This window comes from Psychrobacter fjordensis, from assembly GCF_904845995.1.
Taxonomy (GTDB): domain Bacteria; phylum Pseudomonadota; class Gammaproteobacteria; order Pseudomonadales; family Moraxellaceae; genus Psychrobacter; species Psychrobacter fjordensis.
In genome coordinates, this window is the sequence record NZ_CAJGYP010000001.1 from 1,530,594 (window position 1) to 1,545,997 (window position 15,404).

Consider the following 15,404-nt stretch of genomic DNA (forward strand, 5'->3'; position numbering starts at 1 on the left):
TTGGCATAGGTGCGGTTTACTTACCAAAGAATATCTGCTGCGCCAGACGGAAAGTATTGCAGTGCGCTTCAACCACATCTCCGATATCTTCTGAATAGCCGCCACCCATCACGATAGCAACAGGGATGTTGGCGGTTTTTGCTTGCTGCAACACATATTCATCACGCGCTTTGCAACCCTCCATCGTCAAGCCAAGTTTGCCCAACTTATCGGTAGCGAGCACATCGACAGCAGACTGATAGAAAATCATGTCGGGTGCAAACTCTTTTATCAAGCGCGGTAGCGTATCCTTTAATATCTGTAAATACTCGGCATCACCTGTATCGTTATCTAGCTCAATATCTAAGTCTGATACTTGCTTGCGAAAAGGATAGTTCTTTGCACCATGCATACTGAACACAAAAACGCGTGGCTCGTCTGCCATGATGCTAGCGTTACCATTACCTTGGTGCACGTCTAAATCAACCACCAAAACCTTTTGTGCCAATCCGCGATCTAATAATAAATTGCTAGCAATACAGACATCGTTAAAGACACAAAACCCTTCACCATGATCGGCAAACGCATGATGCGTGCCACCTGCGACATTCATGGCCACGCCAAATTGCTGTGCATATAATGCGCATTCATAGGTCGCATGGGCAATATAACGACCACGCTCTACCAGCTCGGGTGTCATGTCAAAGCCGATAGCACGTGCTTCTTTTCGTGGTAACGTTTGCGTTTTCAGTTGATACCAGTAGTCATACGTATGGGTGGTCAAAATCTCGTCTTCACTTAAGCGTGCAGGCGCAAAAAAATTATCGGTCGTGATAGTCCCTTCGGCCACTAAGCGCTCAGGAATCATGGTGTACTTCTGCATAGGGAAGCGATGCTTTTCAGGCACTGAGTAACGAAAGATATCAGAGTAGGCAATTTTTAGCATAGGACAATGGTTTTCTAAACGGGTGAGTGGACAGTTAGGTAAATAGCTACGGGTTCATTGCACAAACTGCGTGGGCAAAAAGAACGTGCGAGCGTCTGCTTGTTGGTGTAGCTCTGCAAGTAACGTTTGCATATCCTCTGCAGGATCTTGATTATTGATCAAATCACTAAACAACTCATGAGCGACAGTGGTCATAGCAACCACGCTTTGTAGTAAGTGTTCGATCAGTGCTTTGTCGATATCAACTGCTTCGACATCGATGGCGGTTTTATAGCGTATTTCTCCGTCATTGACATCCATCTCCAAGTTACCAATCATCATATTGTAATTGATTTGTGTGATTAGTAGCATCGCAGCGCTTTGGTGGCTCTCTGGGATTGAAAATGGCAAAATACCATAGATCGCCAGCAGCTTGTTTTTCTCCTGCCAGCGAAACAGATAAGCACAGATTAGTTGTTTGTGACGCATCGAAAAAGACAAATGATGTGATTGCTGGTCATCATTGGCTTTCGGGCGGTGATAAGTATAGTGCCATTTTTTGGTATTAAGATACTGTTTCAGACAGTCGATAATAAGTATGTCAGATTGCTCGGGTTGCTCTTTATCTAAGCTTAAAGCATCAGTTTGTATATGCTCACTTTCATTTTCAGTGGGAGAGTCAGAGTTGCTCTTATTCTCATTATGATTATGCGAGTCACTATGGTCATGTAAGCCACTAGTCTCTCTGCTACTTATATCATCATTGCGCACATCAGTATCAGCAACAGCCTGCGGTGCAGCAGCAGTCAATAACTGTTTGAGTTTTTGCCATAAGCTGCGTTTAGTCGTTTGGCTCATAATGTATGTTGCTGATCAATAAGTGAATGATAATGGTGTCCGCTGTATAACCCAAAATGTTGAGTTACTCGTTATTGAGTGCCAACCCTTCTTTGATATGCGATTGTGCATAAAACGCTTCTAACATCTGACGAATATGTGCCACAAACCATGGACTATCAAGCGCATCGTGTACGACAGGCAGTAGCATCGTACTAAACTGTGTCATGGCTTGCTCATCAATATGCAAACTGGCTGCAACGGTCGCAATTGTGTCTGTTTGATGATTGTCATACCAAGTATCGATGCTTGCTGCTGCTAGTGTATGCAAATAAGGCGACACGCGCAGGCGGTTATAGCTTTGCTGAATACTGGCTTCGATATGATCAATACTACTGTTGTCAGGCTCGTCACGTAGATAAGTTTGCAAATGACTGACAGGCTGCTCTTTGATGCGCGCCCAACCAGTGACTAATAGCCTTGCCACTTCTTCATTTGACAGATGTGCTTGTGCATTGGCTTCTGCGCGACGTGTTAAATCCTTAATATTGCGGTGTAAATAGGCTTGCAGTTTTTCGTCAAGATTTCTGTTGGTCGCTTTTTCAAAAGAGCTGCGTCCCAGTTTCATCAACTTACCCACACCACCCGCTTTATCTAGCGTGCTTTCCATAAAGTCGTTAATCGCGTGATATAGCGTTTGGGTCAGTAAATCTGCAAAGGTTTCATTGCCAACTAGCGTGTGAATGAGGATATTGCGCTGCTGCTCATGGCTGCCTACATAGGTGGCTAGCGTCTCAACCTGTGTATCATCTACTAGCTCAGATAATGGCACGTTATCATTGACTGGATGATAAATAACCGTGTGCAAGATGTCACGGATATCCTTACGCATCACCGCCGTCATGGGCTGACTCAGTAGCCAGTCACTCATCAAATGCTGCAAGTTATCACGGCTGATGTATTTGTTAAGTGGTTGTGCGCCAAACCATTGCCAAGCTTCCATACTCAGTGGCTCAGCCTGCTGGCGTAACCATTGCTGCATAAAATCAACTTGGGCGTCGATTAAGCTATTAATGGTAAACGTCGACGTGTTTGTTTCTAAGTCTAGGTTTTGGTTATCTTTTGAAGTCTGCATAGGTTTTGAGGTCATAGTAATCGACAATTTGTTATACTGAGTGTTTGTGGTAAGCATAAAGTATTATGCCATGAACATCGTATTGGTTTGTGATGAATATTAATGGCTGCTAGATAAATAACGAGAGGTTTTGATGACAGCTTTGGATACGCCTTTACTGGTGCTTGATGGCTTGACGGTCCAGCGCGGTGAAATACCTTTGTGTGAAGCCGTCTCTCTCAATTTATCTGCTGGTAGCATCTGTCATTTAGTTGGTGCGAACGGTACAGGTAAAACAACGTTACTGATGCAGCTGGCTGGATTATTGCCAGTGATTACTGGTGAGGTTGTTTATCAGGGAGCTGTGACTCTGCCTATTCAACCTCTATATGTCTCGCACCAGCTGGGTATTCATCCAAATCTCACCGTCGCGCAAAATCTAACATTTCTACTGAATTTATATGGTATCACACCAAGTGTCACTGATATCGATGATGCGCTCGCTTGGGTAGGATTACAAGGGTTTGAGACCGTTAGCTCAAGTCATTTATCTGCTGGGCAGACCCGCCGTATTACCCTCGCAAGATTATATCTATTAACACCTGATATCACACCTTTGTGGTTACTTGATGAGCCTTTTACTGCGCTTGATGTCGATATGGTGGTACGAATGGAAGACAGGTTAAGTGACTTTGCCAATGCTGGCGGCTCAATATTAATGACCAGTCATCAGGCCGTTGGTGTTGCCAACCAAGTGCTTGATTTGTCAGATTATATGGTATGAATACGATAGCTATAACAAGTGTGATAGCTCCAATAAGTGCGGTAACTATAAGTAGTGTAAGTAAAAGGACGGATAATGACAGACAGTCCCGTACAAACAACAGATAAAGGCTCGAACGTTATCGCATCTGCTGTGCGCGGCATCAGTTTTATGCAGTTATGGCGTCGTGAATGGCAAGTGAAGCAGCAAGGAGCAGTGCAGTGGTTGTATCCTTTAGTACTGTTTCTGGTCATTATTACGTTGTTTCCGCTAGCAGTAGGTAGCGAGCCTGCGTTATTGCAGCGCCTCGGTGTGTCTGCCGTATGGATTGCCGCTCTGTTGTCATTAGTAATGGGCGTTGATGGATTATTTAAGCCTGCGCTTGATAATGGCACGCTTGCACAGTTGGTCGTCGCCAACGCTTCATTGCCACTATGGGTATTGATACGTTTGGTGATTCATTGGATTTTTAGTAGTGGCATTGTGGCGGCGCTCAGCTTGCTTGCCGTACCATTGTTTCAGCTCAGTTGGTTTGAGGCGTGGATACTAATGGCCTCTATTGTGACGGGTAGCCCCATGCTGTTGATGCTGTCAGCAGTTGCCAGTAGTTTGACTCTATCATTGAAAAATGGCGCGGTGCTCGTGCCATTAATCGCCTTGCCGATGCAGTTGCCGGTATTGATTTTTGCGACTGGTGCCGTTGATTTATTCGCTTCTGGTTTGAATGGCTTGCCTATTTTAGCGTTGTTATTAGCAGGCAGTATTATTTCGGTTTTGATTATGCCGTGGGTAATTGCGATGACCTTAAAAATGGCGTGGCTTAATTAAAAGTCAAGTAGGATGCATCAACAGTCCTCATAAAAAACCTTTATATTAACAGCCTGTTGAAAACGGGTAATTTTGCTATAATAGCCAACTTAATACGCAAACAATCACTTGTAGATTCTATCCAGTGTTTAACGCCAGCAGGTTCATAGATAATAGCGCCCATAGTGTGCTGTGTCCGTTATGACCAAAGAGCTGCGCAAATAGGTTTATCCCCATGCCCAACCTGAATAACGTCTCATCTCCTAGCCTGTGGCAGCGCATTTGGCAAGGCTTTTTGACCACTGTGGGTACCAAGGAGTTTTTCCGTATCTTTGGACCTTGGGTTAAGTGGTTGGCCATATTAGCCAGTATTTGCCTGCTGATAGGTAGTGTTTGGGGGCTTGCTTTTGCACCACCTGACTATTTGCAGGGCAATAGCTACCGCATTATCTTTATCCACGTACCAGCTGCTGGTCTTGCGATTTCTATTTATTTTGCGCTCGCTATATTGGGGGCAATATACTTAGTCTGGAAGATTAAGACGGCCAGTTTGGTGGCTCAGGCGATTGCTCCCATAGGCTTCTTGCTCTGTATTATTAGCTTGATTACAGGCTCTATTTGGGCAAAACCCACTTGGGGTACTTATTGGGTCTGGGATGCACGCTTAACGTCTATGCTGATTTTAGCATTCCTATATGCTGGTGTCATGGCACTGTTTGCAGCCTTTGAGCATACTGCCAATCGCGGCAAAGCGGCAGCCATTTTATCGATTGTTGGTGCCGTGAACTTACCGATTATCAAGTACTCAGTACAGTGGTGGAATACATTGCATCAGGGTTCAACTTTTAGTTTGACCTCAGCGCCAAAGATGTCGGCGGATATGTGGATGCCATTGCTATTGATGGTAATTGGTAGCTATTTACTGGTGGCAACGTTAGCGATTTATCGTACCAATACTTTGATATTGTATCGTGACCAAGGCAAAGCATGGGTGAAAGAATACATCCGTGGTCAACATAAATAACGGCTAGGAAACGATTATGCAGCCCTATTTTTATAGCGTATCTGAGTTCATTGCCATGGGTAAGCATGGTGTTTTTGTTTGGTCATGTTGGGCTATTACGGTTGGCGCGATGCTGATTTTTATTGCTTATAGTCGCCGCCAGAGACAAGCCCTTATCAAGCAGCTGACAATTCAGCAAGCACGTCAGGCACAGCGTACGACTAAAGCAACACCATCTGCAACCAAGCAATCTCGTTAAAAAACATTTCGATATCATGACTTTAGTGCATAAATGGTCAGTGAGCCATTTATCAATGGGTAACATCATACCTCACTATAAGGCCTATTGATTTGTCCGAAAAATGCTACCATATAGCCGTTAGAAGAGTACGATTAGAAAGACATTTTTAGAAAGTTTTTCTAATGGTAGTTTCTTCAAATTTTTCTGTTTTATAGATTGATTATGGTTTGTAAAACAGCGACTCATCAATGAGGTAGTGGTATGAATGCAGTTCGTCGCAAAAAACTGATGTGGGTTATGTTTACGCTTGCAGGAGCCGCAATAGCCGTGGTGCTGGTGCTGTATGCTATTGGGCAACAGACGGACTACTACTTTGATGCGACCGCCATAGCGAAAGGTGAGGCGCCACAAGATAAGCGCATTCGTGCGGGCGGTATGGTGGTCGCAGGTAGCGTACAGCGTGCAGCAGACAATCCACTGAATGTTGAGTTTGCGATTACTGATTTTGAATCAACCGTTCCAGTGACTTATCAAGGTATTTTGCCAGATTTATTCGCTGAAAACTCAGGTGTGGTTGCCACTGGCAAAATGCAAGGCGATACTTTTGTGGCTGGTGAAGTATTGGCAAAGCATGATGAAAATTATATGCCTCCAGAAGTGGCCAAATCAATGAAAGAGAACAATCGTAGCGGTGCCGTACCATCTTCTGAGCAATACAATCCTGCTGAAAAGATTCATGAGACTAATACGCTGCAGCAGTAATACAGTTATTCCACTATAAAAGTATTACTGCGTTAACCTCGCTTGAAGTATTTGATATACATCTACGCTCGGTTGCCTTGTACTACTTTTAAATTGAATCGGCTATATTTGAACAAATTTAATCAAAAAAAAGAGCCGCTAAAATCAATTAGCGGCTCTTTTTTTATACGGGTTTTAGAGTATATCCTGATTAAGTATTTGCTCGTTTAAATTTAGAATACGCTCTAATATGACGAAATATTAGTCATCCCATACAGGGCTATAGTCAGGATGTTCGATTTTGCGACCATCGCTACTAGCTAAGTTGCCAATCTTTTCTAATTCTTCAGCACTCAATTGCACATTGAGGGCATCTAAGTTGCCTTGTAAATGGTCAGGGTTTGCAGTCTTCGGAATGGCGACACGATGCTTATCTGACAAAATCCAAGCCAATGATATCTGCGCTGGTGTCACATTATGCTTATCTGCAATTTCTTTGATGGTATCGTTATCAAATACATCACCACGCGCGAGCGGTGAGTAGGCTTCTAATAAAATATGGTGATTGTTCAAAAAAGTCTGCAAAGTGTTTTGCTTGATGAACGGATGAAACTCAACCTGATTGACCACAATTGGTACGTCAGCATACTTTTTAGCTTCAATAATGTTAGCGATATTAAAGTTAGATACACCGATGTGACGCGTTAAGCCGTGTTTCTGTAGTTCACACAATGCAGGAATGGTTTCAGACAGTGGTACACGATCATCAGGCCAGTGTAACAGCAGTAAATCGACGTAATCAGTATCCAAATCTTCTAAAGAGCGCTTAGCCGCTGCGATTAGTTTTTCTGGTTGAAACTTCATATCGTCAGGAAATATCTTCGTGGTCAAAAAGAACTTATCGCGAGCCACACCAGATTGTTTGATACCTTGTCCAACTTCTTTTTCATTGCCGTAAGCCTGAGCAGTATCAATATGCTCGTAACCCATCTCTAACGCTTGTTTGACGACGTCGATGCAATCTTGTCCGGTTGATTGCCATGTGCCAAGACCGAGTACAGGAATGTTTGCTTGTCCAGCGGTACGAATTTTATAATTTTTAACGCTCATATTATTATCCTTATAGTTTATTATTTAATTTATCAGTAATAGTTATATTTAATTTTGCCTAGTAACTATTAAGCTTATCTACTATAAGAAAAATTTGTGTGAAGTGAAAGAGCGAGTGACGGTTTCCTACAAAGGACTAACAGGTTGTAACGTCATTTTCACTATATAGGTCATTCTGCTATAAAAGTATTACTGCGTTAATCTTGTTTAATCTCCCACTTCTAGTACTTTCACTGGGCTTCGTTATATCCAAATTATGTTGGATAGACTACGAGTAATTGTTTGCCGTTCATAAAATTGAGACCAAAAAAAGCCCATCATTCGTGAATAATGGGCTTTTACTACTTAAGCTTAAAAATGGTTTATTTAGAGCAACCATTTTTGAGTGTTAGTCTACTTACTGAGCAGCTGCTTCAGCTTCAGCAGGTGCAGCGGCGTCAGTGTGCGCACCATGATCAGCGCCCCAGATTTTTGGATATTTATAACCTGGGAAAGTGTCATGAGCGTACTTTTTGAAAGCTTCTGAATTATAAGCGTTGGTTACGTCTTCAACCCATTTTTTGCCAGTATCAGCAGACTTAATCGCTGACCAGTTGACATAAGAGAAGCTTGGCTCTTGGAATAGAGCTTCAGTTAGCTTGATACCCGCATCCGTTGCATAGTTACCGTTAATAACGGCAAAGTCAACTTCATCACGGGCGCGTGGCAACTGAGCTGCTTCTAATTCAATGATATCGATATCGTATTTACTGTTATCAGCGATATCAGCTTTTGATGCAGTCAATGGATCGATGTTGTCTTTTAGGGTAATCCAACCAAGATCATTCATCATAACCAAAGCACGTGCAAAGTTACTTGGATCGTTTGGTGCAGAGACACTCATGCCTTTGAAAGCAGCGTCAAGCGTGTTCTTTTTACCTGAGTAAATACCAAGCGGAGCCGTTGGTACTTGGAATGCTTCTACTAGATCAAGATTGTTTTCTTTTTTGAAATTATCAAGATAAGGCTTGTGCTGGAAAATATTGATATCCAAATCACCTTCAGCCAATGCAAGGTTAGGGCGTACATAGTCAGTAAAGGCAATCAGTTCAACTTCATAGCCTTGAGCTTCAAGTGAGCCTTTTACTTGGTTACGTACCATATCGGCAAAGTCACCTTCAGTAGTACCGATAATGATTTTTGTATGCTCAGGATCGATATCACTAGCAGCAGTTTCTGCAGTTGATCCTTCAGTCACAGGCTCTTGGGTCGCTTCTGGTGCTGATGAATTGCTACAGCCAACTAACACTAGGCCTGATACACCAACAGCGGCAAATGCAGTCGCCAACTGACGGCTGATATCTGTTAATTTCATGGAACTTCCTTAATAAGAGGTATGGGATAAAGGGTTAAGTAATGACCATTAAAAAAGCAACATTATCAATAGTAATGCTGCTGAGTTAACGACTGTTAATTTAGTAACAAAATTAAAGGGTCTCAGTAACAAAGTCAAGCGTTTTGCTTAGTATGAATCGGCATCAAGCCTTGAGTATTATTCATATAAGCATTGTCTTACTTGGTTTTGTTTTTTATTGGAACCGTTTCTAGCGTTTATCCAAGCGAGTGGCCAACCAGTTACCAGAGGCCTGAATCGAGATGACCATTATCGACAATACGATAACGATAAAAATCATCACTTCAGTTTGATAACGATAATAGCCATAACGAATGGCCAAATCACCCAGACCGCCACCACCAATCATACCTGCAGCTGCTGAATAAGAGAGCAGGCTAATACAAAGTATAGTCACGGACAATACCAGTCCTGATCGTGCTTCATTGAGCAAAACTTTGATGATGGTCAGAGGACGTGCGCCCATCGATTCAGTGGCTTCAATAATACCGCGCGGCACTTCACGTAAGTTTTGCTCGACCAAACGGGCAAAGTAAAACGAACCCGCGATAGCGAGTACTAATGATGCGGCAATAGGGCCAATACCAGTACCTACAATGGCTTTGGTAAAAGGGCTCATGGCAATCATTAGAATCACAAAAGGGAAAGCGCGCATAAAGTTGGTGATACCACCAAGCACACCATACAATGTCTTATTTTGCAAAAACTGTCGATCACTGGACAAAAATAAGAATATGCCAAACAGACCACCAATGACAATGGCGACTGTTGTAGAAATACCAAGCATAATAAAGGTATCGATAAAGGCACTTATAATTTCTTTGCGTAGTACCAACAATTTATCTATCGAGGCGGATAATTCACTACCAGTTAACATGTTTTTTCTCCTGCCTCATTAGTCTTCGTGCACTAAGCCTTGGCCAATAGGGGTGGTTGCCTGAATCAGACCGTCTTTGACATCTGCAACTTCTAGTAGTTGTCCTTGATGTAGCAATGCGGCGCGATCGCAGAGTCTACGAATGACACTCATCTCATGAGTCACAATGACAATGGTGACACCAAGTTGCTCATTGATATCACGTAAGCATGTCAGCAAACTACGGGTCGTCGCAGGATCTAGCGCACTGGTTGGTTCATCGGCCAACAGTACTTTTGGACTGGGTGCGATTGCGCGGGCGATACCAACACGCTGCTTTTGTCCACCTGATAGCTGGGCAGGGTAGTGGCCAGCACGATCGGTTAAGTCAACGATTGCTAGACAATCCATAACGCGTTTATGAATGTCTCGACTTGGATAACCAGAGATTTTTAAGTTAAATGCCACGTTATCAAAAACAGTTTGATTAGACATCAGGTTAAACTGCTGAAAAATCATACCAATATTATGACGTGCGATACGCAGCTCACTGGCAGATAACGTTGTTAAGTCAGTACCATCGATGATGACTTGACCAGAATCTGGGCGTTCCAGCATATTAATCAGACGCAATAAGGTTGATTTACCGGCACCGGAGTATCCCATTAGGCCGAATATTTCGCCTTGTTGGATAGTGAGAGATGTCGGCTCAACGGCAGTAAACCAATGCGGTTTGCCGTTTTTGTCCTTGATTGATCGGTCGCTTAAGAAGCTTTTGGTCACATCGTTTAAGACAATCATGTCATTCATGGAGGGCTCAAAATTCAATAATATTTTAATAGTCATGAACGTGTTGTTTCGCTTCCACTACTGTGTAAGAAGCCAATTAAAAAACAACCGTTAACAACCCTATAATAAGGGGCGCTAATATAGCATATTATCAAGCACTTTGGATATGCACATCCGTGACAGGCTTATGACTAATAGCTATTAGTAGTGAGAACTTTGAGGAAATGAGAGAGTAGTGAAGGCGTGATAGGAAATGTGCATCTGATAGCACGATTAACTAATCATGCTGGTGGTAATGCGGATCATGCTCGACTGGTATGATGACTAAAAACCGAGTATGGCCATTCAGGGTATCAGTGAGAATACGGCCTTGGTGGGCAGTGACAATTTGCGACACTAGAGACAAGCCTAGTCCAGAGCCTTTGTTTTTTTGCTGCAAACGTACAAACGGACTGAATACTTCTTCACGTTTGTCTTCAGGAATACCTGTACCTTCGTCAATCACTGCCAGCACTGCATATTTCGGTAATGGGCGTACAGGTTCCGCTTTGGCTTTCTTTATATGCTTGGCAAATAGACTTTCTTTGCGTGGTGAACTCTGAGTTTCAACGGCATTTTGATCATTATCTTTAGAGTCATTCTGCATGCTAGTTTTGGTGTTATTTTTCGAGATGCCAGAATCAATAGATGCCTTATTCGTTTTTTGACCGTCTTTTGCATGAATACTTGTATCGCTATCAGTAGACACCTCAGTATCGGGGACGATTCTCCAAATAACTTTTTTGATTCTGTCGGTCAAATCATTGGTAAAGCTATAATAGTCGGCAATCAATGAAGATTCGCTGCTGGTCTCAACTGTGTCGCTGAGATTTGTTGAATTTTTAGTAATATCAGCATCAGTCTGTTTACCGTTAACATTGTCTTCTATAAGAGTAACACTAGCCTCTAGGTTTTCGTCATCAGTATCTGGCGTAATGCTTGTACCATTTTTATAGATAGGCGGTGCTGGTAATATATCTTTGGTATCTGTTATTTCCGACTTGCTCTTATCGATAGTATTCAACGAATCATCTAAATCTGAAGCGTTGTGAGCGCCATTTTCGCTGACATCGATGGGTGCATCATAAGATTCGAAATCAGAGCTACCATAATCAGCAAAGCTGTTGCATAACACGGTTTGTAGTAGATAGTCAGGAACGTTATCAGCTTCATCGATCGTTTGAACACCGTACAGCAATACAGTCACTGGCGGTTTGCCATGTAACATTGCATTGGTTAGTAAGTTGCGGATTAAGTGAGTCAACATCGATGACTGGCCATCAATGACGATGTGCTCACCAATTAGAGTGGCTTCAGGATAATGCTGGCGTTCTTGATTGACTAAGTCGTATAAATCTAAATGCTCAACTTGTTGCAGGGCATGACCAGCATCTAAACGGCTGACTAGTAATATACTCTCTACTAAATCATTAAGTCCTGATAAGTCGCGATTGATTGCATGAGCACGCTTATCAAATTTTGCTTTGGTATCGGTTGGTAGCGCACCAGTCAGCATGTCCATCATTTCGATTTGCAGGCGAATACGCGTAATGGGCGTACGTAGCTCATGAGAGGCATGTGCCAATAGTAAATTATTAGCATCGATAAGATGTTCGATTTTTTGTGCAGCTTGGTTAAATCCGCGTGCCAATGAAGCAATCTCATCGTTACCACGAGCATTCACTCGTACCGTAAAGTCACCATCACCCAATTGAGTCATCTGTTGGCTCATCTGATTGATACGCCAAGTAATGGTTCGAGCAATCCACCATAAGACACCTGCCATAATGAATAGCAGCAATAGCGTGCCTGTGAATAAATTCAGGGCAGCAGAGAGTACGGGTTTTTTTGGTGGCAAGCGTGATTCATATAACAGTGTATAGCCAGTAGCGCTATAGACTTGAGCTTGCTTGGTAGGAGACGTTTCTGCAAATGAAGGGAAAACACGAGATAACAAAGAAGGCGGTTCTGGCAGCTCTAGCGGTAGGTCACTGTTGTCTGTCTGCATGAGCAACCGACCTTGGCTGTCATATAGGCCCATCTTAGCTTGCAACGACTCATCAAAGATATCGAAGCTTTTTTTGACCACTGCCAACATAAAGCGAGACTGTAAGCGATTATCTCGGCTGATGGAAGTATTTAGTTCGTGCAGGAACGGGTCTATCTGTCCCAAAATTTGTGTGGCGAGTACTTCTGAGCGAATACCTGCATCTTTATCATGCACAAGTTGCGTCAACAGCACCATAGCCACTGCAAATAAGATAAGTGCCATCATGACACTAGCAAACAACTTGGCAAATACGGAACGAAAACCCAACTGCTGCATTAAACCATCTCTATTATTGGACGCTTATATCGATGCATCCTGTTGATTTTGTAAAACTGAATCAACAGGATGGTTGTTTTCTCGATCCGTCAGCTGTTTTCTATGATCAAACCTGATCAGTGGCAAATTGATAACCAACACCGCGTACCGTGATGATACGTTTTGGCTGGCGTGGATTGTCTTCAATTAGAGCTCTCAAGCGTGAGATATGAACGTCAATGGCACGATCGATATTGTCTGAGCTATCATCGTTTGGCATGGCTTGCCAAAGCTGCTCACGATTCAGTACTTTACCAGAATGTGTGGCAAAATAATGCAACAATTGGAACTGATGCGTCGTCAAACGTACAGCTTCATCATCGATAGTTACTTCATGGCTATCAGGGAATACGCTCAAACGGCCAAAAGTCAAACTGTCTGACTGGCTATCTGCTTGATTCGGTTGCTCGTGACGACGAATGACAGCACGAATACGTGCTAGCAGTTCACGCGGTTCAAAAGGCTTAGAGATATAGTCATCAGCACCCATCTCAAGACCTAACACGCGATCGGTTGTATCACCTTTCGCTGTCAGCATGATGATTGGCACTTTGTTGGTCATGTTGTTTTTGTTGCCGCGAATTTTTTGACATACCTGCATACCATCCATATCGGGTAGCATCAAATCAAGAACAACCAAGTCAATATCACGCTCTTTGGTGTCTAATAATTCAAGACCTTCTTGACCAAGACCTGCATGATGCACATCATAATAGTTCATGGTTAAATAATCGCTGATCAATTCAGCTAAATCAGGATCATCTTCAATCAATAAAATTTGCTTACTCATGGGTTATCCTCTAGTTGTTGTTATGGTTTATCAAAAGTTTAATCTGCTTTGATATTTTAATCATGACAAATACATCAATGATTTTAATTTCTAAAGCATTCAAACCATTAAGCCTCTAAGGTTTCAAAATTTCTTTCAGAAGTAATTGCTTTAAGAAGTAAAAAGTATCTAGCCAATAATTATTAGCGATTTATAATACTATCTATAGTACCGCTATATTGCCTAATTAGGCTGTTACAAAACAAGAGAGGCTTTGTTAATATTTCTACACAATGTAACTGTCGGTATGAATGACTACGAAACATTGACCTTTTTACCGTCAGAATCAAGCGGCAAATCAGCCAAACAAATCAGACTGTCATTGCTAATACCTGCAATCAAATATTGTTCTGTCGAGGGGTTGTACTCGACTACCTCAATAGGATATCGCTTTAAATGCTGATCTTGTCCGATAATCCAGACATTAGCCGTCAGTGGCTTGAGTGGTTTATATGGTGGCGATTGCAACTCTGTCAAGTCGACATCGTGTAGCGCGCGCTTCGGCACAATAGTACCTACATCTATCTGACCATAATTGACTCGCCCGGTTACTTGCATATTTGGTAATAACTGCTTACGACTGACCTCATTGTCAATAACATCAACATTGACCATAAGTCTTTTCGGTTGACTGGTCGCAGTCAGCTTACTGATTTGTCCCGTAAATTTTTCTAAGATATTTTCAGCAGTAAAATTGACAGTCTGACCTACCGACAGTTGGGGTTCAGCTTGAATAGGTAGCATAGCAGTAAAGTGTAATTTAGTCTCATCACTAAATTTCAGGAGTGGCATTCGAGCTTCTAACTTTTGACCCGCTTTTGCATACAGGTTTTCTACACGTCCTGAAAAGCTTGCACGGATAGTAATCAGTTTATATTGAGGCTTTGAACTCTCTATACCCTTACTACTATTAACCTCATCATCACTTGAGCTAGCTATAGCTGTATTTGTCGTCAATGGATCTGTGCCATCAGATAAAGCCTTCTTAATGGTTGTATCATTGTTTACTGCAGGTTGATTGGGTTTAGCGTTTGCGCTGGCATCTTGAGCATTAGTCTGTTTGGCAACATCAGTACCAATTTGCACCTCAGTGTCTTGATCAGGCTTACCTGAATCTGCCGCTGTATCGTCTGATGTATTAGATGAGTTGACCGTTTTACTTTCTGTTTCCAATCGTCTGACAATGAGTAGTGGTGTGCCTTTTTCTACCCATTGGCCTTTAGTAATCAAGAACTCTTCTACATTGATAGGATGTACTGTCACAAATTGGGTCTGCTTAATAGGTTCAATATTGCCTTGTAAACCAAGGCTAGGCTGGTAACGTGAAGGTTTTATACTCAATATATGATCAGGTGTAATGGTTACACTATCATCGGTAATGACAACGGGAGTATCTATTGCCGGATTGTTTTCAGTGGCCACTGGATCATCGGTAGGCGCTGGCGGCTGACAGGCAGCAATGAGTAAAGCACTCAATACATAGCTGCTGTTTTTTAAAATTTTGGAAACTGTCATCGCGTTCACCATAGTAGTTATCATTTTATTATATAGTGAATTACAGTGCGGTGAAACGGCTGCTAAACACTTACCTCATTTTATAAATATGCGATGAC

Annotated in this window: 15 protein-coding genes; 5 read left to right on the plus strand and 10 right to left on the minus strand. The window is 42.4% G+C overall.

The window, feature by feature from the left end:
• Positions 1-16 precede the first annotated feature (16 nt).
• From JMW61_RS06410 to JMW61_RS06420, 3 genes are all read right to left on the minus strand, one after another.
• Positions 17-925 carry a histone deacetylase family protein gene (locus JMW61_RS06410; protein ID WP_201549992.1) on the minus strand — a complete coding sequence of 303 codons (909 nt, stop codon included), beginning with the start codon at positions 923-925 and terminating at the stop codon, positions 17-19.
• A 54-nt stretch (positions 926-979) separates the two neighbouring features.
• On the minus strand, positions 980-1,762 hold the full coding sequence (locus JMW61_RS06415) for a YbjN domain-containing protein (RefSeq protein WP_201549993.1): 783 nt from the start codon (positions 1,760-1,762) through the stop codon (positions 980-982).
• 64 nt (positions 1,763-1,826) lie between these two features.
• On the minus strand, positions 1,827-2,876 hold the full coding sequence (locus JMW61_RS06420; protein WP_227687373.1) for a hypothetical protein: 1,050 nt from the start codon (positions 2,874-2,876) through the stop codon (positions 1,827-1,829).
• 133 nt (positions 2,877-3,009) lie between these two features.
• Between JMW61_RS06420 and ccmA the strand changes: the two genes are divergently transcribed.
• From ccmA to ccmE, 5 genes are all read left to right on the plus strand, one after another.
• Positions 3,010-3,639: a heme ABC exporter ATP-binding protein CcmA gene (ccmA, locus tag JMW61_RS06425; RefSeq protein ID WP_201549994.1), complete on the plus strand. Its 630-nt coding sequence runs from the start codon at positions 3,010-3,012 to the stop codon at positions 3,637-3,639.
• Positions 3,640-3,789: 150 nt separating this feature from the next.
• Positions 3,790-4,446 (plus strand): heme exporter protein CcmB, encoded by a 657-nt coding sequence (locus JMW61_RS06430; protein ID WP_110924123.1) that lies wholly within the window; start codon positions 3,790-3,792, stop codon positions 4,444-4,446.
• A gap of 214 nt (positions 4,447-4,660) precedes the next feature.
• Complete coding sequence (gene ccmC / locus JMW61_RS06435) at positions 4,661-5,449, plus strand: heme ABC transporter permease CcmC (protein ID WP_110924043.1); 789 nt, start codon at positions 4,661-4,663, stop codon at positions 5,447-5,449.
• 16 nt (positions 5,450-5,465) lie between these two features.
• Complete coding sequence (gene ccmD / locus JMW61_RS06440; protein ID WP_201549995.1) at positions 5,466-5,687, plus strand: heme exporter protein CcmD; 222 nt, start codon at positions 5,466-5,468, stop codon at positions 5,685-5,687.
• Positions 5,688-5,930: 243 nt separating this feature from the next.
• Positions 5,931-6,431 (plus strand): cytochrome c maturation protein CcmE, encoded by a 501-nt coding sequence (ccmE, locus tag JMW61_RS06445; protein WP_201549996.1) that lies wholly within the window; start codon positions 5,931-5,933, stop codon positions 6,429-6,431.
• A 240-nt stretch (positions 6,432-6,671) separates the two neighbouring features.
• Here the strand turns inward: ccmE and JMW61_RS06450 are convergent, their stop codons facing one another.
• From JMW61_RS06450 to JMW61_RS06480, 7 genes are all read right to left on the minus strand, one after another.
• Complete coding sequence (locus tag JMW61_RS06450; RefSeq protein WP_201549997.1) at positions 6,672-7,520, minus strand: aldo/keto reductase; 849 nt, start codon at positions 7,518-7,520, stop codon at positions 6,672-6,674.
• A gap of 397 nt (positions 7,521-7,917) precedes the next feature.
• Positions 7,918-8,874, minus strand: coding sequence for a MetQ/NlpA family ABC transporter substrate-binding protein (locus JMW61_RS06455; protein WP_201549998.1), 957 nt, complete (start codon positions 8,872-8,874; stop codon positions 7,918-7,920).
• A 229-nt stretch (positions 8,875-9,103) separates the two neighbouring features.
• Positions 9,104-9,790, minus strand: a complete 687-nt coding sequence (locus JMW61_RS06460; protein WP_110924038.1) for a methionine ABC transporter permease — start codon at positions 9,788-9,790, stop codon at positions 9,104-9,106.
• Positions 9,791-9,808: 18 nt separating this feature from the next.
• The gene (locus JMW61_RS06465; protein ID WP_201549999.1) at positions 9,809-10,579 is read right to left on the minus strand and encodes a methionine ABC transporter ATP-binding protein; all 771 of its coding nucleotides are present in this window, start codon (positions 10,577-10,579) and stop codon (positions 9,809-9,811) included.
• A gap of 256 nt (positions 10,580-10,835) precedes the next feature.
• The gene (locus JMW61_RS06470) at positions 10,836-12,923 is read right to left on the minus strand and encodes a sensor histidine kinase (protein ID WP_201550000.1); all 2,088 of its coding nucleotides are present in this window, start codon (positions 12,921-12,923) and stop codon (positions 10,836-10,838) included.
• A gap of 106 nt (positions 12,924-13,029) precedes the next feature.
• Positions 13,030-13,752, minus strand: coding sequence for a response regulator transcription factor (locus JMW61_RS06475; RefSeq protein ID WP_110924036.1), 723 nt, complete (start codon positions 13,750-13,752; stop codon positions 13,030-13,032).
• Between the two features lie 294 nt (positions 13,753-14,046).
• Positions 14,047-15,306 (minus strand): efflux RND transporter periplasmic adaptor subunit, encoded by a 1,260-nt coding sequence (locus JMW61_RS06480; RefSeq protein WP_201550001.1) that lies wholly within the window; start codon positions 15,304-15,306, stop codon positions 14,047-14,049.
• Positions 15,307-15,404: the final 98 nt, after the last annotated feature.